General features: G+C 66.7%; 23 protein-coding genes. 9 read left to right on the forward strand and 14 right to left on the reverse strand.

Going from position 1 to position 25,390, the window contains the following annotated elements:
* Positions 1-2: 2 nt before the first annotated feature.
* Complete coding sequence (locus EU805_RS13190; protein WP_129764453.1) at positions 3-287, reverse strand: DUF6525 family protein; 285 nt, start codon at positions 285-287, stop codon at positions 3-5.
* Positions 284-1,498 (reverse strand): GTP-binding protein, encoded by a 1,215-nt coding sequence (locus EU805_RS13195; RefSeq protein WP_129764454.1) that lies wholly within the window; start codon positions 1,496-1,498, stop codon positions 284-286. The genes EU805_RS13190 and EU805_RS13195 overlap by 4 nt, the downstream gene beginning before the upstream one ends.
* A gap of 101 nt (positions 1,499-1,599) precedes the next feature.
* On the opposite strand from EU805_RS13195, the gene EU805_RS13200 reads away from it, so the two are divergent.
* The gene (locus tag EU805_RS13200; protein ID WP_129764455.1) at positions 1,600-2,019 is read left to right on the forward strand and encodes an Rrf2 family transcriptional regulator; all 420 of its coding nucleotides are present in this window, start codon (positions 1,600-1,602) and stop codon (positions 2,017-2,019) included.
* A gap of 365 nt (positions 2,020-2,384) precedes the next feature.
* Here the strand turns inward: EU805_RS13200 and EU805_RS13205 are convergent, their stop codons facing one another.
* On the reverse strand, positions 2,385-3,263 hold the full coding sequence (locus EU805_RS13205; protein WP_242494160.1) for a GlxA family transcriptional regulator: 879 nt from the start codon (positions 3,261-3,263) through the stop codon (positions 2,385-2,387).
* A gap of 163 nt (positions 3,264-3,426) precedes the next feature.
* Between EU805_RS13205 and EU805_RS13210 the strand changes: the two genes are divergently transcribed.
* Complete coding sequence (locus tag EU805_RS13210) at positions 3,427-3,969, forward strand: cysteine hydrolase family protein (protein WP_129764457.1); 543 nt, start codon at positions 3,427-3,429, stop codon at positions 3,967-3,969.
* Between the two features lie 305 nt (positions 3,970-4,274).
* On the opposite strand, the gene EU805_RS13215 is transcribed toward EU805_RS13210, so the two are convergent.
* Positions 4,275-6,536, reverse strand: coding sequence for an adenosylcobalamin-dependent ribonucleoside-diphosphate reductase (locus EU805_RS13215; protein WP_129764458.1), 2,262 nt, complete (start codon positions 6,534-6,536; stop codon positions 4,275-4,277).
* A gap of 90 nt (positions 6,537-6,626) precedes the next feature.
* Between EU805_RS13215 and EU805_RS13220 the strand changes: the two genes are divergently transcribed.
* Positions 6,627-7,058 (forward strand): DUF1489 family protein, encoded by a 432-nt coding sequence (locus tag EU805_RS13220; RefSeq protein ID WP_129764459.1) that lies wholly within the window; start codon positions 6,627-6,629, stop codon positions 7,056-7,058.
* 60 nt (positions 7,059-7,118) lie between these two features.
* A complete protein-coding gene (locus EU805_RS13225; protein WP_129764460.1) occupies positions 7,119-8,672 on the forward strand; it encodes an AMP-binding protein in 1,554 nt (517 codons plus the stop codon).
* Between the two features lie 78 nt (positions 8,673-8,750).
* Here the strand turns inward: EU805_RS13225 and EU805_RS13230 are convergent, their stop codons facing one another.
* Positions 8,751-9,329, reverse strand: a complete 579-nt coding sequence (locus EU805_RS13230) for a TetR/AcrR family transcriptional regulator (RefSeq protein WP_129764461.1) — start codon at positions 9,327-9,329, stop codon at positions 8,751-8,753.
* Positions 9,330-9,393: 64 nt separating this feature from the next.
* Between EU805_RS13230 and EU805_RS13235 the strand changes: the two genes are divergently transcribed.
* Entirely contained in the window at positions 9,394-10,803 is a 1,410-nt protein-coding gene (locus tag EU805_RS13235) for an MFS transporter (RefSeq protein ID WP_207208108.1), read from the forward strand.
* Positions 10,804-10,949: 146 nt separating this feature from the next.
* On the opposite strand, the gene hisG is transcribed toward EU805_RS13235, so the two are convergent.
* Genes hisG through EU805_RS13250 form a run of 3 tightly spaced genes read right to left on the reverse strand, consistent with a single transcriptional unit; the run spans position 10,950 to position 14,294 of the window.
* Positions 10,950-11,639 carry an ATP phosphoribosyltransferase gene (gene hisG, locus EU805_RS13240; RefSeq protein WP_129764462.1) on the reverse strand — a complete coding sequence of 230 codons (690 nt, stop codon included), beginning with the start codon at positions 11,637-11,639 and terminating at the stop codon, positions 10,950-10,952.
* Positions 11,633-12,718: an ATP phosphoribosyltransferase regulatory subunit gene (locus EU805_RS13245; RefSeq protein ID WP_129764463.1), complete on the reverse strand. Its 1,086-nt coding sequence runs from the start codon at positions 12,716-12,718 to the stop codon at positions 11,633-11,635. The genes hisG and EU805_RS13245 overlap by 7 nt, the downstream gene beginning before the upstream one ends.
* Positions 12,711-14,294, reverse strand: a complete 1,584-nt coding sequence (locus EU805_RS13250; protein WP_129764464.1) for a HisS family protein — start codon at positions 14,292-14,294, stop codon at positions 12,711-12,713. Before EU805_RS13250 ends, EU805_RS13245 begins: the two co-directional genes overlap by 8 nt.
* A gap of 97 nt (positions 14,295-14,391) precedes the next feature.
* On the opposite strand from EU805_RS13250, the gene EU805_RS13255 reads away from it, so the two are divergent.
* A complete protein-coding gene (locus tag EU805_RS13255; RefSeq protein WP_129764465.1) occupies positions 14,392-14,592 on the forward strand; it encodes a SlyX family protein in 201 nt (66 codons plus the stop codon).
* Positions 14,593-14,596: 4 nt separating this feature from the next.
* Here EU805_RS13255 and EU805_RS13260 read toward each other — a convergent pair whose 3' ends face one another.
* Positions 14,597-15,175, reverse strand: a complete 579-nt coding sequence (locus EU805_RS13260) for a hypothetical protein (protein WP_129764466.1) — start codon at positions 15,173-15,175, stop codon at positions 14,597-14,599.
* An 83-nt stretch (positions 15,176-15,258) separates the two neighbouring features.
* Positions 15,259-18,789 (reverse strand): DNA polymerase III subunit alpha, encoded by a 3,531-nt coding sequence (gene dnaE / locus EU805_RS13265; RefSeq protein WP_129764467.1) that lies wholly within the window; start codon positions 18,787-18,789, stop codon positions 15,259-15,261.
* 83 nt (positions 18,790-18,872) lie between these two features.
* Here dnaE and EU805_RS13270 point away from each other — a divergent pair, with 83 nt between their 5' ends.
* The gene (locus EU805_RS13270) at positions 18,873-19,214 is read left to right on the forward strand and encodes a helix-turn-helix transcriptional regulator (RefSeq protein WP_129764468.1); all 342 of its coding nucleotides are present in this window, start codon (positions 18,873-18,875) and stop codon (positions 19,212-19,214) included.
* A 69-nt stretch (positions 19,215-19,283) separates the two neighbouring features.
* Here EU805_RS13270 and EU805_RS13275 read toward each other — a convergent pair whose 3' ends face one another.
* The 4 genes from EU805_RS13275 to EU805_RS13290 all read right to left on the reverse strand — a co-directional run bounded on the left by EU805_RS13275 (position 19,284) and on the right by EU805_RS13290 (position 22,398).
* Positions 19,284-19,646, reverse strand: a complete 363-nt coding sequence (locus tag EU805_RS13275; protein WP_242494161.1) for a VOC family protein — start codon at positions 19,644-19,646, stop codon at positions 19,284-19,286.
* 7 nt (positions 19,647-19,653) lie between these two features.
* Positions 19,654-21,024 carry a glutamate--cysteine ligase gene (locus EU805_RS13280; protein WP_129764469.1) on the reverse strand — a complete coding sequence of 457 codons (1,371 nt, stop codon included), beginning with the start codon at positions 21,022-21,024 and terminating at the stop codon, positions 19,654-19,656.
* Between the two features lie 57 nt (positions 21,025-21,081).
* The gene (locus EU805_RS13285) at positions 21,082-21,597 is read right to left on the reverse strand and encodes a hypothetical protein (RefSeq protein WP_129764470.1); all 516 of its coding nucleotides are present in this window, start codon (positions 21,595-21,597) and stop codon (positions 21,082-21,084) included.
* 99 nt (positions 21,598-21,696) lie between these two features.
* Positions 21,697-22,398, reverse strand: a complete 702-nt coding sequence (locus tag EU805_RS13290; RefSeq protein ID WP_129764471.1) for a 16S rRNA (uracil(1498)-N(3))-methyltransferase — start codon at positions 22,396-22,398, stop codon at positions 21,697-21,699.
* A gap of 11 nt (positions 22,399-22,409) precedes the next feature.
* Between EU805_RS13290 and ubiA the strand changes: the two genes are divergently transcribed.
* Positions 22,410-23,366: a 4-hydroxybenzoate octaprenyltransferase gene (ubiA, locus tag EU805_RS13295; protein WP_129764472.1), complete on the forward strand. Its 957-nt coding sequence runs from the start codon at positions 22,410-22,412 to the stop codon at positions 23,364-23,366.
* Between the two features lie 77 nt (positions 23,367-23,443).
* The gene (locus tag EU805_RS13300) at positions 23,444-25,384 is read left to right on the forward strand and encodes an OmpA family protein (protein WP_129764473.1); all 1,941 of its coding nucleotides are present in this window, start codon (positions 23,444-23,446) and stop codon (positions 25,382-25,384) included.
* The last annotated feature ends 6 nt before the right edge of the window (positions 25,385-25,390 follow it).

The raw sequence follows: 25,390 nt of genomic DNA on the forward strand, positions 1-25,390 counted from the left end.
GTTCATGTCTTTCTGTGGGTGTCGAATGAGGTGGTTTGTCCAGGGATCTGGACCGTGTCGCGCGCCAGTGTCTTGGCCTGCGCACGATCGAGCCGTGCGAGGACCGTATCGATGCCGCAGCCGTCAGACCGGGCCCGCATCCAGATGCGGCGGCAGGATCTGGGCGACCAGGGCAACGAGGCGTCGGCCAGCCAGCGTCGCAACTCCGGTGGCAGGGCATCGAAGTCGCGCATGGGGTTGTTCGATTGACGCCGTTTCAGCGAGGTCTGACCGAGGTTACGGCTCATGCGGCCTCCGTGCTGCTGCGCCATGCCGGGAAGGGATCGGGCAGGTCCGGCAGGGCATCGGGTCCGGCCGCGTCGGACTCGGGCAGAAGGGCCGCGTCCAGCTTCGCCTTGAGCGCGGACCAGTCGATGCCGGACCCGATGAAGACGATCTCCTGCCGGCGGTCACCCCAGGGCTCCTGCCAGTGGGCTTTCATGTAGGTGCGCGCGCCCTCGTGGTCGGGCCAGCGCTCCTTCGGGACGGAAGCCCACCACGTGCCCAGGGGCTTCACCGACGACAGGGCCCCGGCAAGCGAGAATTCGGCCACCCATTGCGGACGCGTGGCGATCCAGAAATGCCCCTTGGCGCGGATCACGCCGGGCATCTCGCCATCCAGCACGGCCATGATCCGCTCTGGCACGAAGGGCCTGCGCGCGCGGTAGACGTAGGACGTGACGCCGTATTCCTCCGTCTCGGGGACGTGGTCGGCGAAGCCGTAAAGCTCCTTGGCCCATTGCGGGTGCGCGTGGGCCGTGTCGAAATCGAAAAGGCCTGTGTCGAGGATCTCTCTGGCCGCGACGTCCGACTGGTCGGTCTCGATGATCTTCGCGTCCGCGTTCAGGCTGCGGATGATCTTGCGCGCGGCGTCGGTGCGCTCGGGCCCTGCATCGGTGACCTTGTTCAGGACCACGACGTCGGCGAACTCGATCTGCTCGACCAGCAAGGTCACCAGGGTGCGCTCATCACCTTCGCCCATGGTCTCTCCACGGTCGCTCAGGAAGTCGTGGCTCGAATAATCCTGCAGCAGGTTCACCGCGTCCACGACCGTGACCATCGTATCGAGGCGCGACACGTCCGACAGGCTGTCACCGAACTCGTCGCGGAAATCGAAGGTCGCGGCGACCGGCAGCGGCTCCGAGATGCCGGTGGATTCGATCAGCAGGTAATCGAAGCGGCCTTCGGCGGCGAGGCGGCGGACCTCCTCCAGAAGGTCGTCGCGCAGGGTGCAGCAGATGCAGCCGTTCGACATCTCGACCAGCGTCTCGTCGGTATGGCTCAGGTTCGCCCCACCCTCGCGCACGAGATCGGCGTCGATGTTCACCTCGGACATGTCGTTGACGATGACGGCCACGCGGCGGCCTTCGCGGTTGTTCAGGACACGGTTGAGAAGCGTGGTCTTTCCGGCGCCAAGAAAGCCGGAGAGCACGGTAACGGGAAGGCGTGTATCGGTCATCAGCTTGCGTCTCGATTTGGGATCGGTATGGTTCCGCAACTACTGAGGTTGCGGATTTTCCGCAACTCCAACTGTTACGCAACTTGCGGGATTTTCATTCCTTGAAACGCAACAGCCGTCTGTCCCTTGCCCTTCATACGCTTGGCCACATGGCGGGGCAGCCGGATCGCATCCGAAAATCAGCCGACATCGCCGCTCACGCAGGGACGAACCCCGTGGTCGTGCGCCGCGTCTTGGGAAGCCTGCGCCAGGCCGGGCTTCTCGTCTCCGAATCGGGCCACTCGGGCGGCTGGCGGCTGGCCCGCCCACCGGAGGAGATCACGCTCGCCGACGTCTACCTGGCGCTGGACGAACGCCTGGCCGCGCCGGATGCGGAGGAAGAACCCCATGATTGCACCGTGGCCCACGCGTTTCACCACCGCGTTTCCACCGTGATGGCCGAGGTCGAGCAATCCCTGATCCAGAAGCTCGGCAAGACGACGATCTTCGAGATCCGCGAAACGGCCACTGACCTGTCTTGAGGGCCGGCAAGGGCCGGTCCTGGTGAAGAGTCGAACGGTCTTTGCAGGATGTCCGGACAACCCGGCTCATAGCATCAGGGACGATGCACGGTGTTGGTGCTGAAACTTGCATGCCGGTCGAAATTTTTTTCGGCAGAGAGAAGCCTAGTGAATCCGAGCCACTTAGCGGCGGCGAGCGCCTCAAACCCTCGTGTCGAAAACGGTTGAATTTTCACCGTTGGCCTCTCCTGAGACGAGCGCTGTAAATGGGCCGGCTCCTTTTCGCACTGCGGGCAAAGCCGAAGGTCGATAAGGTGAGGATACGCGCGACCGCCATACGATGCGATCTCGTGGTCCGATGTGAAAGCGGTCGGTATCGCGTCTGCTCACGCCCGGAATCTCAAGCGGTACTCTCCCGGCGTCAGCCCGACGATCCGATGGAAGATCTTGCGGAAGGCGCCAGCGTCGGCATAGCCGACCTCCCAGGCAATCCGCTCGATCGGCAGTCGGTTGAATTGCAACAACTCCTGCGCCTTCGCGACCCGCAGGCGCTGCGCGTAAGCCGTTGTGGTCAGGCCAGTCGCTTTCTGGAAGCGACGCAGGAGGGTGCGCTGTTCCAGCCCGGCCGCCTTCGCGAGAACCGCCAGACGCGCATCGCGCCCCTGGTTCGCTTGCAGGACGTGTTGCGCCTTGAGCACGGCCGCATCACCATGGGTCAGTCGGGGTGCAAAGCCACTGTAATAGCGCTGCTCGCGGCCCGGAGGATCGACGAGCATCATCCGCGCCGTCCGTCCCATGACCACGGGGCCAAGGAAACGGTCCACCAGTTTCAAACCGAGGTCCGTCCACGACATCAGTCCACCTGCCGACAGTATGTCACCCCCGTCGATGATCAGCCGGTCGGTGTCGAGCACCACGTCAGGGAACCGCGCACGAAAAGCGTCGGCGTAGACCCAATGGGTCGTGACGGTCCGTCCCGCCAGAAGCCCGGTCTCGGCCAGGAGGAACGCGCCGCCGCAGACCGAGGCGAGCGTCGCACCCGCGTCGTGACAGGCGTGCAGCCAGTCAGCCAGCGGCGCGGCGATCACGGGCGGAATGGGCTCCTCCAAGGAGGGAGGAAGGATCAGGACGTGGCTCGTATCCTGCCCCTTCGCCAGTTCGGCCGCCCCGTTCATCTGTGGGTCGATGGTCCTGACCTGCAGACGAGGTGCACCTTCCCCCGCACGCTCCGCTAGGTCACTGGCGATCTTGAACAGGTCCGCCATCCCCATCGCCGCAGAGAGCTGTGCACCGGGATAGAGAACGATACCGATCCTGATCTCGTCCATTTGTCGGTATTGCCCCGGGTTCTGTCGATTGCGCCAATGGCGGTCGATCTAGATCCGGGCCAGATCGAAGACAAGAAACGTGCACTCTGAAAGGTTTTCCATGTCCAAGCGCGCCATCGTCGTGATCGACCTCCAGAACGAATACTGGCCTGACGGTAACCTGCCGCTCGAAGGCATCGATGCCGCTGCAGCGAATGCCGCCCGCGTGATCGCACACGGCCGCGCGGTGGGCGATCTGATCGTTAACGTGCGTCACGAGATGCCGGGGGCCCCGGTCTTCGTCCCCGGTTCGACGGGTGTCGAGATCCACGAAGCCGTCACCCCCGGCCCGGGCGAACCGGTCATCACCAAGAACTTTCCGAACGCCTTCCGCGAGACCGGCCTTCAGGAACTGCTCGTCGAGAAGGGCATCGAGGAGGTCATCGTCATCGGAGCCATGAGTCACATGTGCATCGACGCGACGACCCGGGCCGCCAACGATCTTGGCTACAAAACGGTCACGATCCACGATGCCTGTGCCACGCGCGAATTGGTATTCGACGGCATGACCGTGCCTGCGGACAAGGTCCATGCGGCGATCATGGCGGCGCTCGCCTTCTTCTACGGAGAGGTCATCTCGACCGCCGACTTTGCCGGACGGTGAACCAAAGGAACTCGTGGCCCACGGGGCGACGTCATACGTCGCCCCGCCCGCACCGCGCCAGGATCCGGGCCTGCAACGCCACCGCATCCGCTACGAGGGCATGAACGATACGAAGGCAGCGCTCGGGCACGGTGGGACCCGAAAGACTCTCACCGCCATTCAAGGTCATCCGACCCACTGAAACGGCTCGAGCGGCCAACTAACCATTGGAATCGTCCAATGGCCAGCTTTTGGTTGTCATAATGGACAAATGACCCCGAAAATGGTCAATAATTGGTGGTCGCTTCACACACCTTACCCGAAACCTACCCGCACTTGGAGTAACCGCAACTGGCGCAGGTCACGCACCCCTCCACCATCCGCAGTTCGTAGCTGCCGCAATTGGAGCAGGCCTTGCCGCGAGGGGGGGAGAGCGGGGTGACTTCGGCGGTCGGGTCGCTCTTCAGGCCTGCTCCCTCGCCCGACAAGAAGCCGGTCGCGATCATGTGGCGCTCGATCACCCCGCCGATGGCGGCCAGGATGCTGGGCACGTACTTGCCCTTGACCCAGGCCCCGCCCCGCGGGTCGAAGACGGCTTTCAGTTCCTCCACCACGAAGGAGACGTCGCCCCCGCGTCGGAACACGGCGGAGATCATCCGCGTCAGGGCGACGGTCCAGGCGAAATGCTCCATGTTCTTGGAGTTGATGAAGACCTCGAACGGACGACGGTGGCCCGCCACGACCAGGTCGTTGACGGTGATGTAGATCGCGTGCTCGCTGTCGGGCCATTTCAGCTTGTAGGTCGCGCCTTCCAGTTCCTGCGGGCGGTCGAGCGGTTCGGACATGTAGATCACGTCGCCCGAATGGGTGTCGTCGACCTGTTCCTGCGGCTCAGGGCTGACCGAGAGCACGGAGCCCGTCACCGCGTTGGGGCGGTAGGTGGTGCAGCCTTTGCAGCCCTGGTCCCAGGCGGCCATGTAGACCTCCTTGAAGTCTTCGAAGCCGATATCCTCGGGGCAATTGATGGTCTTCGAAATGCTGGAATCGACCCAGGCCTGCGCCGCCGCCTGCATCCGGACGTGGTCCAGCGGCGCCAGCGTCTGCGCGTTCACGAAGTAATCCGGCAAGGGGGCGTCGCCGTGCAGGTCGCGCCACATCTGCACGGCGTAGTCCACGACCTCCTCCTCGGTGCGCGCGCCGTCCTTCTGCAGCACCTTGCGGGTGTAGGCGTAGGCGAAGACCGGCTCGATCCCCGACGAGACGTTGCCCGCGTAGAGGCTGATCGTCCCCGTGGGTGCGATCGACGTCAGCAGCGCGTTGCGGATGCCATGGGCCCGGATCGCCTCGCGGACGTCGTCGTCCATCGACTGCATGGTGCCGGAGGCGAGGAACGCCTCCGCATCGAAGAGCGGGAAGGCCCCCTTCTCCTTGGCCAATTGCACCGAGGCCAGGTAGGCGGCGCGGGCAATGGCGTGCAACCAGCGCTCCGTCCGACGCGCCGCCTCCTCGGAGCCGTAGCGCAGGCCGACCATCAATAGCGCATCCGCAAGCCCGGTCACCCCAAGGCCGATCCGCCGCTTCGCGCGGGCTTCGGCGGCCTGCGCCTCCAGCGGGAACTGGCTGGCGTCGACGGTATTGTCCATCATCCGCACGGCGGTGGAGACGAGATCCGACAGCGCCGCCTCGTCGAGACCCGCATCCGCGCCGAAGGGATCGGTGACCAGCCGCGCGAGGTTCACCGACCCCAGCAGGCAGGCGCCATAGGGGGGCAACGGTTGTTCGCCGCAAGGATTGGTCGCGGCGATCGTTTCGCAGTAGCTGAGGTTGTTGGCGGCGTTGATCCGGTCGATGAAGATCACGCCGGGTTCGGCCACCTCGTAGGTCGACTTCATGATGGCGTCCCACAGATCCCGCGCCTTGACCGTGCGATAGACGGTGCCGTCGAACACGAGGTCCCAGTCGGATCCGAACTTCACGGCCGCCATGAAGGGATCGGTCACCAGCACCGACATGTTGAACATCCGCAGCCGGGCCGCATCGTGCTTGGCGGTGATGAAATCCTCGACGTCGGGGTGGTCGCAGCGCATGGTCGCCATCATCGCGCCGCGACGGGACCCCGCGGACATGATGGTACGGCACATCGCGTCCCAGACGTCCATGAACGACAACGGGCCCGAGGCATCCGCCGCAACCCCCTTCACCGCAGCACCCTTGGGCCGGATGGTCGAGAAATCGTAACCGATCCCGCCACCCTGCTGCATCGTCAGCGCGGCCTCCTTGAGCATGTCGAAGATGCCGCCCATGTCGTCGGGCACCGTGCCCATGACGAAGCAGTTGAACAGCGTCACCTTGCGCGCCGTGCCGGCCCCCGCGGTGATCCGCCCCGCGGGTAGGAACTTGAATCCTTCGAGGGCCGCGTAGAACCGGTCGCTCCAGGTCGCGGGATCCTCCTCGACCGCGGCCAGGGCGTTCGCGATGCGCCTCCAGCTGTCTTCGACGGTCGTATCGATGGGTGTGCCGTCCGCCTCCTTGAAGCGGTACTTCATGTCCCAGATCTGCTCTGCGATGGGGGCGCTGAAGGGGGTCATGGGCAATCCTCGGACAAAGGTCGGGGTCAGATCGATCTGGAAGAATCGCGGCGGAGGCCTATCTTAGCAACAGCATCTAGGGGTGAACAAGTGACGAACACCGTAAATCTGGTGAAGCTTTCGGTCGGGACGGAAACGGTGGATGGCCTGCTCGACTGGCAGACCCGGCGCTCGAAGCAGGTATCTGATGGCCAGTATTACCACATCACCCGCATGTGGCCCAAGCGCGCGGACGAGCTGCTGAACGGCGGGTCGATCTACTGGGTCATCAAGGGCGTGATCCTCGCCCGTCAGCGCGTCACGGATCTGCGGGAGATCATCGGAAACGACGGCATCCGGCGCTGCGGCCTCGTGCTCGACAAGGACGTCGTCCGCGTGGCGGCCACACCGCGCAAGGCCTTCCAGGGGTGGCGATACCTTGCCCCCGACGATGCACCGCCCGACGTCGCAGCAAACCGCCAGGCCGAGGAACCGCTCCCCCCCGCCCTGTCCAAGGCGCTGGCCGACATCGGCGTGAGGTAGCCCCGCGTCACGCGTGACAGCAACGAACCCGCGTGGCAGGCTTCCCTGACGGAGGAGCCCATGCACATCTATCCCAACAAGTTCGACGACGTCCCCCTGCGCGACGTCTCCATCACCGAAGCGGTCTTCGAGGGGCTGGAGGCCCGCCCCGACGAGGTCGTCCTGACCGACGGTCCCACGGGCCGGACCCTGACCGCGGCGAAGTTCATGACCCAGGTCCGGACTCTCGCCGGGGGTCTGAAGGCGGCGGGTTTCGGGCCAGGCAAGGTCCTTGGCCTGATGGCGCCGAACATCCCCGAATACTGCGTCGTCTTCCATGCCGCGGCCTTCGCGGGGGGCACCGTGACGACGATCAACCCGACCTATACGGCCCTTGAAGTGCGCCATCAGTTGACCGACAGCGAAGCCGATCTGCTGGTCACCGTCGCGGCCTTCGCCGAGACCGCGCGGGAGGCGATGGAAGGGACCGATTGCCGCGATCTCTACGCCATCGGCGACGCCGTCGGGGCCACATCGCTGACTGCGCTGATGGGCGATCCCATGACCGCGCAAGTCCCCGTCGACCTCGACCGCCATACGGTCGTGCTGCCCTATTCCTCGGGCACCACGGGTCTGCCGAAGGGCGTGCGGTTGAGCCACCGTAACCTCGTGGTGAACGTGGACCAGATCATCCGGGGTGCCGGTTTCGAACCCGGGGAGATCGCGGCGGCGTTCCTGCCGTTCTTTCACATCTACGGGATGACCGTGCTGATGAACGTTCACCTCGCCGGTGGCGGCGCACTGGTCACCCTGCCACGCTTCGACCTGGATCTGTTCCTGAGGGTCAGCCAGGACCACGGGGCGCGCCGTCTTTGGGTCGTCCCGCCCGTGGCACTGGCGCTGGCCAAGCACCCGCTTGTAGACGACTTCGACCTGTCATCGGTCACACAGACCTTCTGCGGCGCGGCCCCACTGGGGGCGGACCTGTCGAACGCCGTAAGCGCTCGTCTGAATTGCATCAGCCTGCAAGGCTACGGCATGACGGAGATGTCGCCGGTCAGCCACCTCTGCCCCGAAGACGACGCCAAGCCGGGGTCGTCCGGTATCGCCGCCCCCAACGTCCAGTGCCGCATCGTCGATTCCGAAACCGGGCGCGACGTCGAACCGGGCACGGAAGGCGAGTTGTGGATCAAGGGCCCCAACGTCATGCAGGGCTACCTCAACAACGATGCGGCCACCGCCGCGACCATCGTCGAGGGCGGCTGGCTGCGCACCGGCGACATCAGCCGCATCGACGCGGACGGGCATATGTTCGTGGTCGATCGCCTGAAGGAGCTCATCAAGTACAAGGGGTTCCAGGTCGCGCCGGCGGAGCTGGAGGCGACGATCGTGGCCATGGACGGCATTACCGACGTGGCCGTCATCGGCTTGCCCGACCCGGATGCCGGCGAGCTGCCGATGGCCTTCGTGATCGAAGGCGAGAACGCCCCGACGGACGATCAGATCAAGGCGCATCTTGCCGCGACGTTGTCCTCCTACAAGCAGGTCCACCGGATCGAGCGAGTGGACGAAATTCCCAAGAGCGCCTCTGGCAAGATCCTGCGACGCCTTCTGCGGGATCGCGTTACCGAATAGAGACCGGTCGCGCGCCGCAAGCCCCTCTCGCCGGGGCGGTCTGACAAGGGGCGCTTTGGCGCCATGACCCGACGCAGGCTAGCGCCGGGGTCCCAGCCGGGACGACAGCTCGGCGAATGCCTCGTCGAGCAGGGCCGCCAGTGTCTGTCCGGTGGTCTCCGCCCAGCGGGAAATGCACCTGTCCAGCAACGCCACCGCGGCGGCGGCCACCATCTCCGCGGCGAACCTGCCCTCTCCTTGCTCGACCATTTCGTCGACCAGCCGCTCGATCTGTTCCATGCGCGCACGGCGCAGGCGATCGCCCAGTTCGGGATGGTCCCGCACCATGAGGATCCGGGCCCGCACGCGTTCGGCATCCGCTTCGGCGCTCGTGACTGACGGCTCGAAGGCCGCACGTATTCGATCCCACAAGGACTGCGACGACGTGGCGTCCGCGAAGGCCGCCGCGAAGGCGGACGTGGGTTCGACCATCGCCGCGACGGCGACTTCGTCCTTCGAGCCGAGGTAACGGAAGAATGTCGCCCGCGAAACGCCGACCCCTTTCGCCAATTCCTCGACCGTCAGGGCATCATAGCCGTGCCGCACCATCAGATCGAACGCCGCAACCGCCAGTTCGGTGCGTTTGATATCACGCGTACGCGTCTTGAGATCTTGCATGTCCCCCTCCCTTTTTGATACTCAGTCTCACAAAAGATACTCAATATCAATCGGAAAGCATCCGATGCGTGTCCAGCCCACCCGTGACTTCCAGTCACCATACACTCAAACGCATCAGACCTTCATGGTCGCCGTGCTCGCCTTCGCCGGGCTGACGGCGTCCTTCATGCAGACGATCGTCATCCCGATCCAGGGTATTCTGCCCAGATTGCTGGACGCCGATGCCGCGAACACGGCTTGGGTCATTACGATCACGCTTCTGACCGCCGCCATCTCGACCCCCATCGCCGGGCGCTTGGGCGACATGTTCGGCAAGCATGCCGTGGCCCTGAGCCTGATGGGGATCCTGCTTGCGGGGTCCGTGGTCTGCGCGCTGGCCTCGGGCCTTCTTCCCATGATCGCCGGCCGGGCGCTCCAAGGGCTGGGCATGGGGGTGATCCCGCTCGGCATCTCGCTTTTGCGAGATCTTGTCGATTCCCGCAGGCTGGGCACGTCGATCGCGCTGGTGAGTGCCACGATGGGCGTCGGAGGCGCGATCGGCATGCCCGTCAGTGCCCTCGTCACCCAGCATCTCGATTGGCACATGCTGTTTATCCTTGCGAGCCTTCTGGCCGCCCTGTCGATCGCGCTGATTTATTTCATCGTGCGCCGCACGGGGATCCGAAGCGGCGGGCATGTCGATCTGGTCGGCGTCGCCGGTCTGACCGTGGGTCTCTCGGGCGTGCTGCTTGCCATCTCCCGCGGGAGCAGCTGGGGGTGGGGATCCGCGCCCACGCTTCTGAGCCTCGCGATCGGGCTCATGGCCCTCGCGGCTTTCGCGATCTACGAGTTGCGCATCCCGAATCCTCTGGTCGACATCCGCGTCAGCGCGCGGTCTGCCGTGTTGACTACCAACCTCGCCTCGGTCGCCATGGGGTTCGCGCTCTTCTCGGCCAGCGTCGCCTTCCCCCAGATCCTGCAGTTGCCTGTCGCCTCCGGCGGGCTCGGCGTCGATCTGTTCACCGCCAGCCTGATGCTCGTACCGGCAGGGTTCGCCATGCTGGTGATGTCTCCGGTGGCCGGCCGGATCGAGCGGACCGCCGGACCGCGCATTCTGCTGATCCTCGCCGCCATGGTCCTGCTGATCGCCTATATCGGCTGCCTGGTGATCCCGCTGGGAGCCATCCAGATCGCGATCATCAACACGGTCGTCGGCACCGGGATCGGGCTTGGCTATGCCGCCATGCCCGCCCTCATCATGAATGCCGTGCCGCGAAACGAAACCGGCGCCGCGAACGGGCTGAACGCTCTGATGCGGGCCTTCGGAACCACCCTGGCCGCCGCCGTCGTGGGATCGGTGATCGCCGCCTCGCACGGGCAAGGCGGTTCGTTCGAATCCGTCTTCCTGATGGGGGTCGTCGCCTCCGCCGCCTGCGCGATCCTGGCCTTCTTCATTCCGTCACCGCAAGCGGAAGGAGAGGTCGCGGTGGTGTGATCCGCGATGTGTTCCCGCAGGAGAGCCGCCTGAATGATCGCCCTGCCCGACCGCGAGTTGCGACCGGTCGGGCGGTGGCGGTCGACGATCGGGGATCCATGCTGCGTGGCAAGCTGCACGGGTCCCTTCGCGGGGCCCAAGGGACATTACAGCCCCAGCCGCTCCTCGAGCCGCTTGAACGTATCGCGCTGGTCGTTCGTCCAGCCGCGGCGCGGGGTGCGGAACAGCGTGGCCTGGCTCGCATGGATGAGCGCGTCGGACAGGATCTTCAGCCCGTTGGCGCGCAGCGTCTCGCCGGTCGAGGTGATGTCGGCGATCGCCTCTGCGGTCTCGTTGCGCACGGTGCCCTCTGTGGCGCCTTGGCTGTCGACGAGCGCGTAATCGGCGACTCCCTCGCGCGCCAGGAACTCGCGCACCAGCCGGTGGTACTTGGTGGCGATCCGCATGCGGTGTCCGTGGGTGTCGCGGAAGGCCGCGGCGGCGGCGTCCAGATCGTCGAGCGTGTCCACGTCGACCCAACCCTGCGGCACCGCGATGATGAGGTCCGCACCACCGAAGCCCATGCCCGTCACCTGACGCACCCGGCTGTCCCAGCGCGACAGCTTCTCGCGCACCAGGTCGGACCCAGTCACGCCAAGCTGGATGCGACCCGCCGCCAGTTCGCGCGGGATTTCCCCGGCCGAGAGAAGCACGAGTTCGACCCCGTCGATCCCCTCGACGGTGCCGCTGTATTCCCGGTCCGCCCCGGCCTTGCGCAAGGTCACCCCGCGCTTGCCGAACCAGTCGAAGGTCTTGTCCATCAGCCGCCCCTTGGACGGAACGCCCAGTTTCAGCACGTCGCAGCCTCCTTCAGCGCCACCACCAGGTCGGGGCGGATCACGCCGCCCACCGCGGGCACGGCACGATCACCCAGACGCGCCGTCAGCGCGTCGTAGCGCCCGCCGGTCGCCACCGGCTGCGGATCGCCGGAGCCCGCGTAGAAGCCGAAGACGAAACCGTCGTAATACTCCAGCGAGGTGCGTCCGTAGCTGCCCTCGAAGTCGAGCGCGTCCACGTCGATCCCCCGCGCGTCAAGCGCGTCGAGCCGCGCGGCCATCCGTGTGACGGCCTCGCCGATCGCGGGCAGATCTACCGCGATGTCGCGCAACCGGCCCAGTGCCTCTGGCGCAGAGGCCCGGAGCGACAGGATCGTGTCGAGCAGCATGATCTCCTCGCCCGAGATCGGCGGGGTCGCCGCATCCGCGCGCAGGGCGGCGATCCGCGCCTCGATCTCGGCCAGCGTGCGCTTGCCGGAAAGGACGGGCGCCTGCGCCAGGGGGTCGGTCTGCGCCAGCAAGGCCGCGCGCGTGGGCGGCACCGGCGTGCGGCCGCCGAAACGGTCCAGCAGCGCGCGGAACCGGCGCGGACGCCACAGGTGCCGCAAGAGCGCATCCTGGCGCGCCCGGCTGGTGCGCAGACCCGTGACGGCTGCGCGCAGCACGCCGATGTCCCCGGTGGCCGCCCGCAGGTCGAGACCGTCCAGCGCCGCGCGCAAAAGCGCGAAGACCTCGGCTTCCGCCTCGGCCGGTTCACGCGCGCCCATGATCTCGAACCCGACTTGCACGAATTCCGCCGCGCGGTCGGGGTCGCTGTCCTGCTTGCGGTAGACCGGGCCCGCGTAGGTGTAGCGGGCCTCGCCCCCGGCGCGCGCCATGTGCGCCTGCACCAACGGCACGGTGAAGTCGGGCCGCAGCACCAGCTCGCCCCGTGCCGCGTCCCCGGTCAGGTAGGACCGGGCGCGGATCTCCTCTCCGTAGAGGTCGAGCAGGATGTCCGCGGGCAACAGGGTGTCGGTGTCGAACCGATCGGCGCCCGCGTCCTCGAACCTGCGCAAGACCTGTTCCGCGTAGGCCGTGACCGCGCGCGGATCAGTCATCGGCCTGCCCGGCCAGCAGGTCGCGGATGTGAGCGACCAGATCGGTGCGCGCGATTTCCGCCTGGCTGGGGCGGTCCTTCCATTCCTCCAGCGTGGCGTTCTGGGCGATCTTCGCGCCAAGGATCAGGTCCTTGACCTGCACCACGTCGCGTCCGAATTCGTCCTCGCCCGCGATGACCGCCACCGGGCTGCCGCGCTTGTCCGCGTATTTCAGCTGGTTGCCGAAATTCTTCGGGTTGCCGAGGTAGACCTCCGCCCGGATGCCCGCCTGGCGCAGTTCGGACACCATCGCCTGGTAGTCGGGCATGCGCGCCCGATCCATCACCGTGACGATCACCGGACCATCGGCGGCAGTCTCCAGCCGGCCCTTCGCCTCCAGCGCCCCCAGCAGCCGATCGACCCCGATGGAGACGCCGGTTGCCGGCACCTCCTGCCCCGTGAAGCGCTTGACGAGGTCATCGTAGCGCCCGCCCCCCGCGACGGAGCCGAAGTTGCGCGGGCGGCCCTTCTCGTCCGTGACCTCGAAGGTCAGCTCCGCCTCGTAGACCGGCCCGGTGTAATAGCCAAGGCCACGCACCACGGAGGGGTCGATGACGATGCGGTCGGGGCCGTAGCCTTGGGCGGCGAGCAGATCAGCAATCTCGCGCAGCTCTTCGACGCCCTTCAGCCCGGTCTCATTCTCCCCGACGATATCCGTGAGCGTCTGCAACGTCGCCGCGTTGTCCGGAGGGTGGGCCCCGACCTCGGAGGGGGTGGTAGCCCCCTCCCGGGGGGAGGTCGGGGGCTGCCCGGCGGTGTCGCCGGGCGCGTTATCACCCGACACCCGCGAACCGACCGCCAGAAAGTCCATCACCGGACGCATCTGCGCCTCATCCAGCCCCGCCCCCTTTGTGAAATCCCCGCTCTCGTCCTCGCGGCCTTTTCCCAGCAGCGCCTGAACGCCCTCGATCCCCAGCCGGTCCAGCTTGTCGATGGCGCGCAGCACGATGCCGCGCTCGGCCTCCTTGTCGTCGCCGGACAGACCCGCGACCTCCAGCACACCGTTCAGGACCTTGCGGTTGTTCACCCGGATCACGTAGTCGCCGCGCTCGATACCCACGGCTTCCAGGCAATCGGACAGCATCGCACAGATCTCGGCGTCGGCGGCGACGGAAGGCGCGCCCACCGTATCCGCATCGCATTGATAGAATTGGCGAAAGCGCCCCGGACCGGGCTTTTCGTTGCGCCAGACGGGGCCCATGGCGTAGCGGCGGTAGGGCGAGGGCAGATCGTTGCGATACTGCGCCGCGACCCGCGCCAGGGGCGCCGTCAGGTCATAGCGCAGCGCCAACCAATCGCCGTCCTCCTCCCATGCGAAGACACCTTCGTTGGGGCGGTCCACGTCCGGAAGAAACTTGCCAAGCGCCTCGACCGTCTCCACGGCGGAAGTTTCGAGCGGGTCGAACCCGTAAAGCCTATAGACCTCGGCGATCTTGGCCAGCATGGCGCTGCGATGGGTGACCTGGGCGCCGAAGTAGTCGCGGAAGCCCTTGGGCGTCTGGGCCTTGGGGCGCGGAGTCTTCTTGGGCTTGGCCATCGCATCACCTGTCGATCTCGGTCGCGCGCGGCATAGCGCGCGCGGGCCAGCGGGGCAATGGCTTGGCAGCGCGCGGCCCCCGCGCTAGATGCGGGTCATGGATACCACAGCCCTCGAAGAACGCATCGCGCACCTGACCCGCCTGGTCGAGGATCTGTCGGACGTCGTCGCCCGACAGGACAGCGACTTGACGCTGGCCGCCCGCCGGATCGAAATGCTGATGCAGCGCGAAGCCACGCGCGAGGCGGACCAGCCCGGCTCCATCCCTCTGGGCGACGAACGGCCGCCGCACTGGTAGGCGATCAGCGTTCGACCCCGGCCGCGGCGACGGTGCCCTCGTGCAGCAGGATTTCCGTCCACTCCGCGCTGCCCGAAAATTGCGGATAGGCCGTCACGAAGGTCGTGCGCTGGCCCAGCGCCTCGATCCGGTCGCCGCAGGGCGTGCCCGCGGGCGCGCTGCAGAAGGCCAGCTTGATCGCCTCGTAGGCGGTATCGGCCTGCGTGTAGGCCCGTTCGTCCGCGGATTGCGAATACCGCAGCACTTCGTGCGTGCCGATGTCGCCGGTCAACACCAGGGCCGCGGTGAACTGCCGCGCGCAGCCGTCCGCGAAGCCGTCGATGTAATGGACACGCTGGGCCGTGCTGCCGGGCAGGCTGTCGTAGATCGTGTAGCCGGCCGAGGTCGCGACGGGCTGGCCCATCTGACCGCGCGGCAGCTCGCAGGTGGTGGCGATCTGTCCGAAGGGCAGCCCGGCAGCAGGGCCCACCCGCCGCGCGTCGGCATCGGATGTCACCAAGGGGGAGCCCCCGCCCACGGGCAGCGCGTCACAGGCCGCAAGGGACAGGGCGCCCAGCGCCGCGATGAAGGATGTTCGCATCATGCGGCATACTCCGCGCCCGGACGCACGAGGTCCAGAGACCTTGAACGAATACGGCACCCCGGGCGCGCTTTTCCGCCCAGGCGTCAAGCGTCCTCGACCTCGATCACCCCGCCGAGGGATCGCAACGCCCCGCGGATCTGCGGATTGACGGGGAAATCCTGGCCCAGATCGACCTCGACCTCGCCCGGCAGCCCCTCGTCCATCAGGCAGAAATAGATCGGCCCGCGCGCGCCCTTGACCTTGTCCTGCGCCGCCCGGTCCAGGATCGAGGCCACCGAGGGGATCGCCTCCGGCCCGTCGAGGAACACCCGCAAGCCGCTGCTGACCGCATCCACCACCGCCGTGTCGATCGGGCTCACGGACCGGCCCAGAAGCTTGAGCTGGTCGCTTTCCATCGTTGCCTCGCACTGGACCACGACCTGGGCCCCGGTTTCGAGGTGTTCGCGGGCCAGTTCCAGCGTGTCGCTGAACATGGTCACCTCGTATTGCCCCGTCGGATCGGACAATTGCACGAAGGCGAAGCGGTTGCCGCGGGCGGACTTGCGCTCCTGCCGGCCCGAGACGGTGCCCGCCATCTTGACGATGCAGGCCCCCCGCTCGGCCTTCTCCGTCACCTCGTCGAGGGTCAGCACCTGCTTGCGCCTGAGCGCGCCCATGTAGTCGTCAAGCGGGTGACCCGAGAGGTAGAAGCCCACGGCCTTGAACTCTTCGGCCAGCCGTTCGGCGGGCAACCAGTCGTCCCCGCCGGCCAGCCGCGGTTCGGGCAGATCCTCGCCCGCCTCGCCGAAGAGGCTCGTCTGGTTGCTGGCCTTCTGGTCGTGAATCGCCGCGGAATAGCCCACCAGCGCGTCGAGCGACGACAGCACCCGGCGCCGGTTCGGATCGAGTACGTCGAAGGCACCGGCCCGCGCCAGCATCTCGAGCGGGCGCTTGCCGACCCGCTTGAGATCCACCCGGCGCGCGAAATCGAAGAGCGTCACGAAGGGCTGCGAAGGGCCCCGGGCGGGATCGGCGGCCGAACCGTCGCGGGCGGTGACGATCAGTTGCATGGCATCGAGACCGACGTTCTTCAGCGCGCCCAACCCGTAGACGAGCTTGCGGTCCTTCACGTCGAAACTCGCCATGGAGCGGTTCACGCAAGGCGGGACGTAGCCGATGCCCAGGCCCTTCTTCACCTCCTGGAAATAGATGCCCAGCTTGTCGGTCAGGTGGATATCGCAGTTCATCACCCCGGCCATGAACTCTACGGGGTGGTTCGCCTTCAGCCAGGCGGTCTGGTAGCTGACGACCGCATAGGCCGCCGCGTGGGACTTGTTGAAGCCGTAGTTGGCGAACTTTTCCAGAAGGTCGAAGACCTCGCGGGCCTTCTTCTTGTCGACGCCGTTGGCGACGGCGCCCACCTCGAACTTGGGGCGTTCCTTGGCCATCTCCTCGGCGATCTTCTTGCCCATGGCGCGGCGCAGAAGGTCGGCACCGCCAAGGCTGTAGCCCGCCATGACCTGCGCGATCTGCATCACCTGTTCCTGGTAGACGATGATGCCTTGCGTCTCTTCGAGGATGTAGTCGATCGAGGGATGGACCGATTCCAGCTCGCGCTGGCCGTTCTTGACCTCGCAATAGGTCGGGATGTTCTCCATCGGGCCGGGCCGGTAGAGCGCCACGAGCGCCACGATATCCTCGATGCAGGTGGGCTTCATCCGCTTGAGCGCATCCATCATGCCCGAGCTTTCCACCTGGAACACGGCGACCGTCTTGGCCGAAGCATAGAGCGCGTAGGATTTCGGGTCGTCGAGCGGGATGCCCCCGATGTCATTCTCGACCCCCTCGGGAGGCTGGTACAACTCGTTGCCGTCGGCATCCACATGAAGCGGACGGCCCGACTTCAGGATCAGGTCCACGGCGTTCTGGATCACCGTCAGTGTCTTCAGGCCAAGGAAGTCGAACTTCACCAGACCCGCCTGTTCGACCCATTTCATGTTGAACTGCGTCGCCGGCATGTCCGAACGCGGATCCTGGTAGAGCGGTACAAGCTCGTCCAACGGCCGGTCCCCGATCACGACACCGGCGGCGTGGGTCGAGGCGTTGCGCAACAGCCCTTCGACCTGCTGGGCATAGGTGAGCAGGCGGTCGACGACCTCCTCGTTCTTGGCCTCCTCGCGAAGCCTCGGCTCGTCGGCGAGGGCCTTCTCGATCGAGACGGGCTTCACCCCTTCCACGGGAATCATCTTCGACAGGCGGTCGACCTGCATGTAGGGCATCTGCAACACCCGGCCGACGTCGCGCACGGCGGCCTTCGACAGCAACGCGCCGAAGGTGATGATCTGCCCCACCTTGTCGCGTCCGTACTTGTCCTGCACGTAGCGGATCACCTCTTCCCGGCGGTCCATGCAGAAGTCGATGTCGAAGTCGGGCATCGAGACCCGCTCGGGGTTCAGGAACCTCTCGAACAGCAGCGAGTAGCGCAGCGGGTCCAGATCGGTAATCAACAAGGCATAGGCCACGAGGCTGCCTGCCCCGGACCCGCGCCCCGGTCCCACCGGAATGTTGCGGGCCTTGGCCCACTTGATGAAGTCGGCCACGATCAGGAAGTAACCGGGAAAGCCCATCCCCTCGATGATGCCAAGCTCGAAGTCCAGCCGCTTCTCGTAGTCCTCGACCGGGGCCGCGTGCGGAATGATCGCAAGGCGCGCGCGCAGGCCGTCCTGCGCCTGGCGCCGCAGCTCGGCCACCTCGTCCTCGGCGAAGCGTGGCAGGATCGGCGCGCGCTTGTAGGCCTTGAAGGCGCAGCGCCTGGCGATCTCGACGGTGTTCTCCAGCGCCTCCGGCAGATCGGCGAAGAGCGTCGCCATCTCGCGCTGGCTCTTGAAGTAGTGCTGCGGGGTCAGCCGGCGGCGGTCCTCCTGCTGATCGACGTAGGACCCTTCCGCGATGCACAAGAGCGCGTCATGCGCCTCGTAGATATCCGTCTTGGGAAAGTAGACATCGTTGGTCGCGACCAGCGGAATGTCCCGGGCGTAGGCGATCTCGACGTGCCCCTGCTCGGACATCGCCTCGGCCTGCGGCAGACCACCGCCTTCGGGGTGGCGTTGCAGTTCCATGTAGAGCCGGTCGCCGAAAAGCGCCTGCAACGTCTCGACCAGCGCCTCCGCCCGCGGGCGCTGGCCTTGCCGCAGAAGCCGCCCCACCGGGCCATCCGGCCCGCCCGTCAGGCAGATGAGGCCCGCGTGGTGGCTGGCCAGATCGTCCACCGTCACATGCGCCACCTGCCCGTCGCCTCTCAGGTAAAGTGCCGAGTTCAGCTTCATCAGGTTCATGTAGCCGGTCTCGTTCTGCGCGAGCAGCACGATGGGCGCGGGCGCATCGGGTCGCTTGCCCGGTTCCGGCGTGGTGTAGGACAGGCTCACCTGGCAGCCGATGATCGGCTGGATGCCCGCCTTGGACGCCGCTTCGGAAAACTCGAGCGCCGCGAACATGTTGTCGCTGTCGGTCACGGCGACGGCGGGCATGTTCGCCGCTTCCGCAAGACCCGCGAGCTTCTTGACGGGCACGGCACCTTCCAGCAGCGAATACTCGGTGTGCAGGCGCAGGTGGATGAATCGGGGGGTCTCTGTCATGGCCCCAGCTTATGCCGCGCGGGCCCCTGACGGAAGCGGCAAACGCCGTTGACGCCCCCCGCGGGAGGTGCCACGCAAAGACCATGTCGCTGCCGCTCAACGCCTTCTTCTCGGCCCTTTCGGACCCCACCCGCCGCGCGGTGCTGGAGCAGCTTTCCGCCGGTCCGCGCACCGTGAGCCAATTGGCAGAGCCCTTCGACATCGCCCTGCCCAGCTTCATGAAACACCTTCGCAAGCTCGAACAGGCGGGGCTGGTGCGGTCGGTCAAGAAGGGCCGCGTGCGCACCTGCCACCTCAACACCGACCCGCTGCTCGAGGCGCAGGGCTGGCTCGAATGGCAACGCGCGGTGTGGGAGCGGAACATGGGCCGCGAAGGCCAGCTGGACCTGCACCTCGACACGCCCACGCGCCCGCCCCGAACCTGATCCGGGACCCCGCACCACCAATCACGTGTTCCGTCCCGGACTGGTTTCGAGCACCAAAACCCGGGAAGGCTACTCCGCCACGACCTCGACGAACTCGATCCGGTTCCCGAAGGGATCCGCGAGGTAGAACCGCCGCAGCCCCGGCAGTTCCTCGATCGGCCCGCCATCGAGTGCGTCCCGCGCCGCCTTCAGGTCGTCGACCTCGAGCGCCGGATGCGCCTTCCGCGCGGGCCGGAAATCCGTCTCCACGCCCAGGTGCAACGCCACCGTTCCGCCTTCGAACCAGCAGCCTCCACGCCCGGCCAGCGCAGCAGGTTTCGCGACTTCGCGCAAGCCGAGCCGCCCGGTGTAAAAGGCGCGCGCCTCGGCCTCCGCCCCATCGGGCATCGCCAGCTGCACGTGATGCAGCGCGCGAATCTCGAAGCCGGTCACCGTGCCATCAATAGTGAAATTCGCTGTAGATCGGATCCAGCGTTTCGCCCCATGCGCCGTGATAGCGCGCCAGCAATTCGTCGGCCGGCACCTGCCCGGTCTCGACGCTTTCCTTCAGCGCATTGAGGAAGTGCGTCTCGTCCGGGATCAGCCCGCCGCTGCCGGGACGCGCCCGGGTCTTCAAGCCAGCCTCGGCAATATCGACGCAGGCACGCGCCAGCTCATGCATGTCGATGCCCTCGACCTTCGCCTGCAATCCGTCCACGCTGGCCGCGACGCGCAGGGCCTCGCGCTGCTCGTGGCTCCAATTCTTGCAGAGGTCCCAGGCGGCATCGAGCGCGCTTTGCTCGTACATCATCCCCACCCAGAAGGCCGGCAGGGCGCAAAGCCTGCGCCACGGTCCGCCGTCCGCGCCGCGCATCTCCATGAATTGCTTGATCCGCGCCTCGGGAAAGACCGTCGTGAGGTGATCCGCCCAGTCCGACAGCAGCGGCTTCTCGCCCGGCAGCGCGGGCAACTCGCCTTTCAGGAAGTCCCGGAAGGACTGGCCCAGCGCGTCGATGTATTTCCCGTCGCGGTAGACGAAGTACATCGGCACATCCAGGACCCATTGCACCCAGGCCTCAAAGCCGAAGCCCTCGTCGAAGATGAAGGGAACGGTCCCCGTGCGGCTGTCGTCGAGGCTGCGCCAGACGCGGCTGCGCCAGCTCTTGTGACCGTTGGGCTTGCCCTCGAAGAAGGGCGAATTGGCGAAGAGCGCGGTCGCGACCGGCTGCAGCGCCACGGCGGTGCGCAGCTTCTGCACCATGTCCGCCTCGGACCCGAAGTCCAGGTTCACCTGAACCGTGCAGGTCCGCCGCATCATCTGTTTGCCGTGGGTGCCGACGGTATCCATGTAGGCGTCCATCAGCTTGTAGCGCCCCTTGGGCATCAGCGGCATCTGGTCGTGCGTCCATTCGGGCGCGGCACCGAGCCCGATGAAGCCTGCGCCGATCTCGTCGGCGATCTCCTTCACCTGGGCCAGATGCTCGTTCACCTCGTCGCAGGTCTGGTGGATCGTCTCCAGCGGCGCGCCGGAGAGCTCCAGCTGGCCACCCGGTTCGAGCGAGACATTCGCCCCGTCCTTCACGAGACCGATGATCTTGCCGTCTTCCTCGACGCGGTCCCAACCGAAACGTCCCTCCAGCCCTTCCAGCATCGCCTTGATGCCGGAAGGCCCCTCGTAGGGCAGAGGCAGGTGGGTCTTTGCATCGTAGCCGAACTTCTCGTGCTCGGTGCCGATGCGCCACTGGTCCTTGGGCTTGCAGCCCCGCTCCAGAAGCTCGGCCAGCTGGTTTTCGTGCTCGATGGGCCCGCCACCGGATTGGGGAATGGACATGGGGTGGGCCTTCTCGGTTTGGGTCTGCCCCTTAATTGGAGCGGTGAAACCCGATCGTCAATGCAGCAAAGGTCGCACCTTCTGCCAGACGGTGACGCGCGCATCGGGTGTGCGCTGCAGCACGTCCAGCATGGCGTGCGTCCGGATCCCCGGCAAGGCGGCGAAGACGTCGAAGAGCTCGTCCGCGCCTTCCGCGTTCACCGGAATCTCCAGCACTTGCCCGCCGACCCCGGTCAGGATCCAGTGCGGCGCGGGCAGGGCCTGCGGCTCCAACTCGAGCTGCGTCAGGTCCGAGACATCCATCGCGCCCCCGGTCAGGGGGCCCATGTAGACCAGGCGCCGTTCGTCCAGCGCCACGATGCCCGGCCCCTGCCCATCCTGACGGAACCGCGCCCGCTGCACCCCCGCGACGGCAAGCGCGGCACCCAGAGCCACCATCGTCCAGCCGATCCATCGCACCACACCCAGCGATTGCGCGGCCCAAAGCCCCACCGCGGCCAGTCCCGCAGCAAAGATCACCTCGCGCCAGCGCCAGAGCGCCGCACGCACCTCCGGCCGCATGAACCTAGCCATCCCTCACCACCCGCCCACGGCTTCTTTGGATCGAAAATACTTCGGGGGAGGTGCGCAGCACCGGGGGCAGAGCCCCCCTGCCCGGTCCGCCAGACAGCGTCACGCCCAATCCCCCAGGCGCATCTGCCACAGCGTCATCGCCGCCACAGCCGCCGTATCGGCGCGCAGGATCCGCGGGCCAAGGCTCACCGCATGGGCAAAGGCCCGCAGCCGGTCGCGCTCGGCCTGAGAGAACCCGCCCTCCGGCCCGATCAGAATCGCCCAAGCGCCCGGCAGATCGGGCAAGGCGCCGTGCTCCAGCGCCTCGTCGCAGAACATCAGGTGTCGTTCGCCCAAGTCCTCCAGTGCCTGCGCCAGGGGCGTCACCTCGGCGACGTCCGGCACGTAGGTTCCGCCCGATTGCTCGGCGGCCTCGATGGCATGGGCCTGCAGCTTGTCGCGCCGCGCGCGTTCGTTTGTGTAGTCTGTCTGGACGGGAATGATCCGGGCGGCCCCCATCTCGACCGCCTTCTCGACGATGAAATCGGTGCGCGCCTTCTTGATCGGCGCGAACATCAGCCAAAGGTCGGGCGGCAGGCGCATCGGCGCGGTCTGTGCCTGACAGACCAGCGTGCCGCCGCGCTTGGACCCCTGGGCCACCTCCGCGTCCCATTCCCCGTCGCGCCCGTTGATCAAGGACAGCACGTCCCCCTGGCCGAGACGCATCACCGCGAAGAGGTAATTCGCCTGGCCGCGGTCGAGCGGCACCGATTGCCCTTCGGACAGCGGGTGATCTACATAGAGCCGAACCTTGGATCCCATGAGGCACACATATGCCCCCCACCCTTCGCACGCCAGAGCCCGCGGTCGCCGATTCCACCGGCAACTGGGTCGACACCCGCGCGCCGGCGGCGTGGCGGCCCTACCTCCGGCTTTCGCGGTTCGACCGCCCTATCGGGACCTGGCTGCTGCTGCTGCCGTGCTGGTGGGCGATCCTTCTTGCAGCCCTCTGGACCGACAGCTTCACCCGTTACGACCTCTGGCTCTTCGCGGGATCGGCGATCGGGGCGGCCCTGATGCGTGGCGCGGGCTGCACCTGGAACGACATCACCGACCGGCACATCGACGGATCGGTCGCACGCACCCGCTCGCGGCCGATCCCCTCGGGTCAGGTCAGCGTGAAACAGGCGCTCGCCTGGATGATCGCGCAATGCGCGATAAGCTTCGCGGTCCTGCTGACCTTTCCGCCGCTGGCGATCCTGGTGGGCGCGATCTCCCTGCTGCCCGTCGCGATCTATCCCTTCGCAAAGCGGTTCACCTGGTGGCCGCAGGTGTTCCTCGGCCTCGCGTTCAACTGGGGCGCGCTTCTCTTGTGGACAGCGCACGCGGGCGTGTTGAACTGGCCCGCGGTCGTCCTCTACCTTGCAGGGATCGCCTGGACGCTGTTCTATGACACGATCTACGCCCACCAGGATGCCGAGGACGATGCGTTGATCGGCGTGAAATCCACTGCGCGGCTGTTCGGGGACCGCACCTCGCGCTGGTTGCAGGGCTTCCTGACGGCGGTGCTCGTGCTGGGCGGGCTGGCTACCCTGGGGGCCGTCGCGGATCGCAACCTGATGTCGCTCGTGCTGGCCATCGGCGGGTTCTGGGCGTTGGGCTGGCACCTGACCTGGCAGCTTGCGCGCTTCGATGCCCAGGACGATGCGCGCCTTCTGATGCTCTTTCGCTCGAACCGGGACGCGGGCCTTCTGCCCTTGCCGTTTTTCGCCGCCGCCCTGTTGGTCTGAGCCCACCTGATTGCCATGATCCGCCCGCCCGCCTACAGACATGAGACCGATCGATCAATCGAAGGATCAAGTCACCCATGCGGCTTTCGCACCTGCTGACCCGCTTCGCGGTCTTCGTCTTCGTAGCCCTCGTCTGCACCTTCGCCGCCCGCGCCACGGTGCGCGTGGTCGAGGACGTCTCGGTCACCTCGGTGCGCGAGGAGCTGGTGGACGAAGGGCTCGCCTGGGCCTCCGTCCTGGGTGACGGGCTGCAACTGGTCCTCGAAGGCCAGGCCCCGTCCGAGGCGAGCCGGTTCCGTGCCATGTCAACGGCCGGTCGCGTGGTCGACGCGAGCCGCGTGATCGACAACATGACGGTCGCGGAATCGGATGCCATCGAGGCGCCCGACTTCGCGATAGAGATCCTGCGCAACGACAGCGGCATCTCGATCATCGGGCTCATCCCCACCAGCTCTGACCGCGAGTCGCTGGCCAACCGCCTTGCCGCCATCGCGGGCGATGCAGAGGTCGCGGACTTTCTCGAAACCGCCGATTACCCTGCCCCGCCCGGCTGGCGCGGGGTCACCGATTACGCCATCCGCGCCCTGCGCCTGCTGCCGCGCGCCAAGATCTCGGTCAGCGCCGAGCAGATCGAGATCACCGCCACCGCGGACAGCCCCGAACGAAAGTCCGAGCTGGAAGCCGAACTGGCCCGCAACGCGCCGTCCGGCGTGGCCCGCGCCATCTCGATCACGGCGCCCCGGCCGGTCATCTCTCCCTACACGGTCCGGTTCACCCGCGCCGCTGACGGATCGGCGGAGTTCGATGCCTGCGCGGCCGACGGGCCCGAGCCGGAGCGCCAGATCATCTCGGCCGCGACCGCCGCGGGGTTCGAAGGCCGCTCGCCCTGCGTCCAGGCGCTCGGTGCGCCCTCCTCGCAATGGGCGGATGCCGTGAGCACCGCGATCGAGGCGCTGGGCGAACTGGACGGCGGCACCGTGACGATCGCTGACGCCGACGTGACGCTCCAAGGGCTCGAAACCACCGACGCGGAAACCTTCGAGCGCGTCGCGGGCGAACTCGAGAACGCCTTGCCAGAGGTCTTCGCGCTGGCCACCAACCTGCCCCGCCCCGTCGAGCAGACCCCCGCCGGCCCGCCCACCTTCACCGTCACCCGCTCGCCCGAAGGGGCCGTGCAGTTGCGCGGCGGGATCGAGGACGACCTCGACAACGTCACGGCGGAGAATTACGCCGCCGCGAAGTTCGGCGCCTCCAACGTGACCATGGGCACCCGGATCACCGAAGGGCTACCGCAGGGGTGGTCCGTGCGCGTTCTGGCCGGGATCGAGGCCTTGGCCCAGCTCAGCCAGGGTTCCGTCATCGTGCGCCCCGACAGCATCTCGGTGCGCGGCAAGACCGGCCAGGTCGACGCGCCGACGATCATCACGACGCTGCTGATCGACAAGCTCGGCCCGACCGAAGAGGCGGATCTCGACATCGAGTACGTCGAGGCGCTGGACCCGACGACGGGCTTGCCCACGCCGCAGGAATGCGTCGATCAGATCGGGGTGGTGACACAGGGCCGCAAGATCCTCTTCGATCCCGGCTCGGCCTCGCTGACGTCCGACAGTCAGGCGATCATGGACGACATCGCGGAAATCCTGCAGAAATGTCCCGACATCCCGCTTCAGATCGCGGGGTACACCGACAGCCAGGGCCGCGAAACGATGAACCAGCAACTCAGCCAGGACCGGGCCAACGCCGTTCTGGATGCACTGCGGGTGCGCCGCGTGCCGATCTCGGCCTTCACCGCCGAAGGCTTCGGGGAAGCCGATCCCATCGCCGACAACGACACCGCCGACGGGCGCGAGGCGAACCGCCGGATCGAGTTCTCCCTGCTGGAGCGCGAGACGGAGGAAGAGCAGACCGGCCTGGAACAGATGGAAGCGGAAGCCGCCGCCGAAGGCGAGGCCGACACCGAGACCTCCGCAGCCGATGATCCGGACGCCGAGATCGAAGCCGAAACGTCAGAAGAGTAACGCAGG

Source organism: Salipiger sp. IMCC34102, from assembly GCF_004145405.1.
GTDB lineage: Bacteria > Pseudomonadota > Alphaproteobacteria > Rhodobacterales > Rhodobacteraceae > Loktanella.

What these genes read in the sequence shown, in the direction of transcription:
- EU805_RS13190 (WP_129764453.1), bottom strand. Translation starts at nt 287, where the DNA reads ATGAGCCGTAACCTCGGTCAGACCTCGCTGAAACGGCGTCAATCGAAC.
- EU805_RS13195 (WP_129764454.1), bottom strand. Translation starts at nt 1,498, where the DNA reads ATGACCGATACACGCCTTCCCGTTACCGTGCTCTCCGGCTTTCTTGGC.
- EU805_RS13205 (WP_242494160.1), bottom strand. Translation starts at nt 3,263, where the DNA reads ATGGCGGACCTGTTCAAGATCGCCAGTGACCTAGCGGAGCGTGCGGGG.
- EU805_RS13210 (WP_129764457.1), top strand. Translation starts at nt 3,427, where the DNA reads ATGTCCAAGCGCGCCATCGTCGTGATCGACCTCCAGAACGAATACTGG.
- EU805_RS13215 (WP_129764458.1), bottom strand. Translation starts at nt 6,536, where the DNA reads ATGACCCCCTTCAGCGCCCCCATCGCAGAGCAGATCTGGGACATGAAG.
- EU805_RS13225 (WP_129764460.1), top strand. Translation starts at nt 7,119, where the DNA reads ATGCACATCTATCCCAACAAGTTCGACGACGTCCCCCTGCGCGACGTC.
- EU805_RS13230 (WP_129764461.1), bottom strand. Translation starts at nt 9,329, where the DNA reads ATGCAAGATCTCAAGACGCGTACGCGTGATATCAAACGCACCGAACTG.
- EU805_RS13235 (WP_207208108.1), top strand. Translation starts at nt 9,394, where the DNA reads ATGCGTGTCCAGCCCACCCGTGACTTCCAGTCACCATACACTCAAACG.
- EU805_RS13245 (WP_129764463.1), bottom strand. Translation starts at nt 12,718, where the DNA reads ATGACTGATCCGCGCGCGGTCACGGCCTACGCGGAACAGGTCTTGCGC.
- EU805_RS13250 (WP_129764464.1), bottom strand. Translation starts at nt 14,294, where the DNA reads ATGGCCAAGCCCAAGAAGACTCCGCGCCCCAAGGCCCAGACGCCCAAG.
- EU805_RS13255 (WP_129764465.1), top strand. Translation starts at nt 14,392, where the DNA reads ATGGATACCACAGCCCTCGAAGAACGCATCGCGCACCTGACCCGCCTG.
- EU805_RS13260 (WP_129764466.1), bottom strand. Translation starts at nt 15,175, where the DNA reads ATGATGCGAACATCCTTCATCGCGGCGCTGGGCGCCCTGTCCCTTGCG.
- dnaE (WP_129764467.1), bottom strand. Translation starts at nt 18,789, where the DNA reads ATGACAGAGACCCCCCGATTCATCCACCTGCGCCTGCACACCGAGTAT.
- EU805_RS13270 (WP_129764468.1), top strand. Translation starts at nt 18,873, where the DNA reads ATGTCGCTGCCGCTCAACGCCTTCTTCTCGGCCCTTTCGGACCCCACC.
- EU805_RS13280 (WP_129764469.1), bottom strand. Translation starts at nt 21,024, where the DNA reads ATGTCCATTCCCCAATCCGGTGGCGGGCCCATCGAGCACGAAAACCAG.
- EU805_RS13285 (WP_129764470.1), bottom strand. Translation starts at nt 21,597, where the DNA reads ATGGCTAGGTTCATGCGGCCGGAGGTGCGTGCGGCGCTCTGGCGCTGG.
- EU805_RS13290 (WP_129764471.1), bottom strand. Translation starts at nt 22,398, where the DNA reads ATGGGATCCAAGGTTCGGCTCTATGTAGATCACCCGCTGTCCGAAGGG.
- ubiA (WP_129764472.1), top strand. Translation starts at nt 22,410, where the DNA reads ATGCCCCCCACCCTTCGCACGCCAGAGCCCGCGGTCGCCGATTCCACC.
- EU805_RS13300 (WP_129764473.1), top strand. Translation starts at nt 23,444, where the DNA reads ATGCGGCTTTCGCACCTGCTGACCCGCTTCGCGGTCTTCGTCTTCGTA.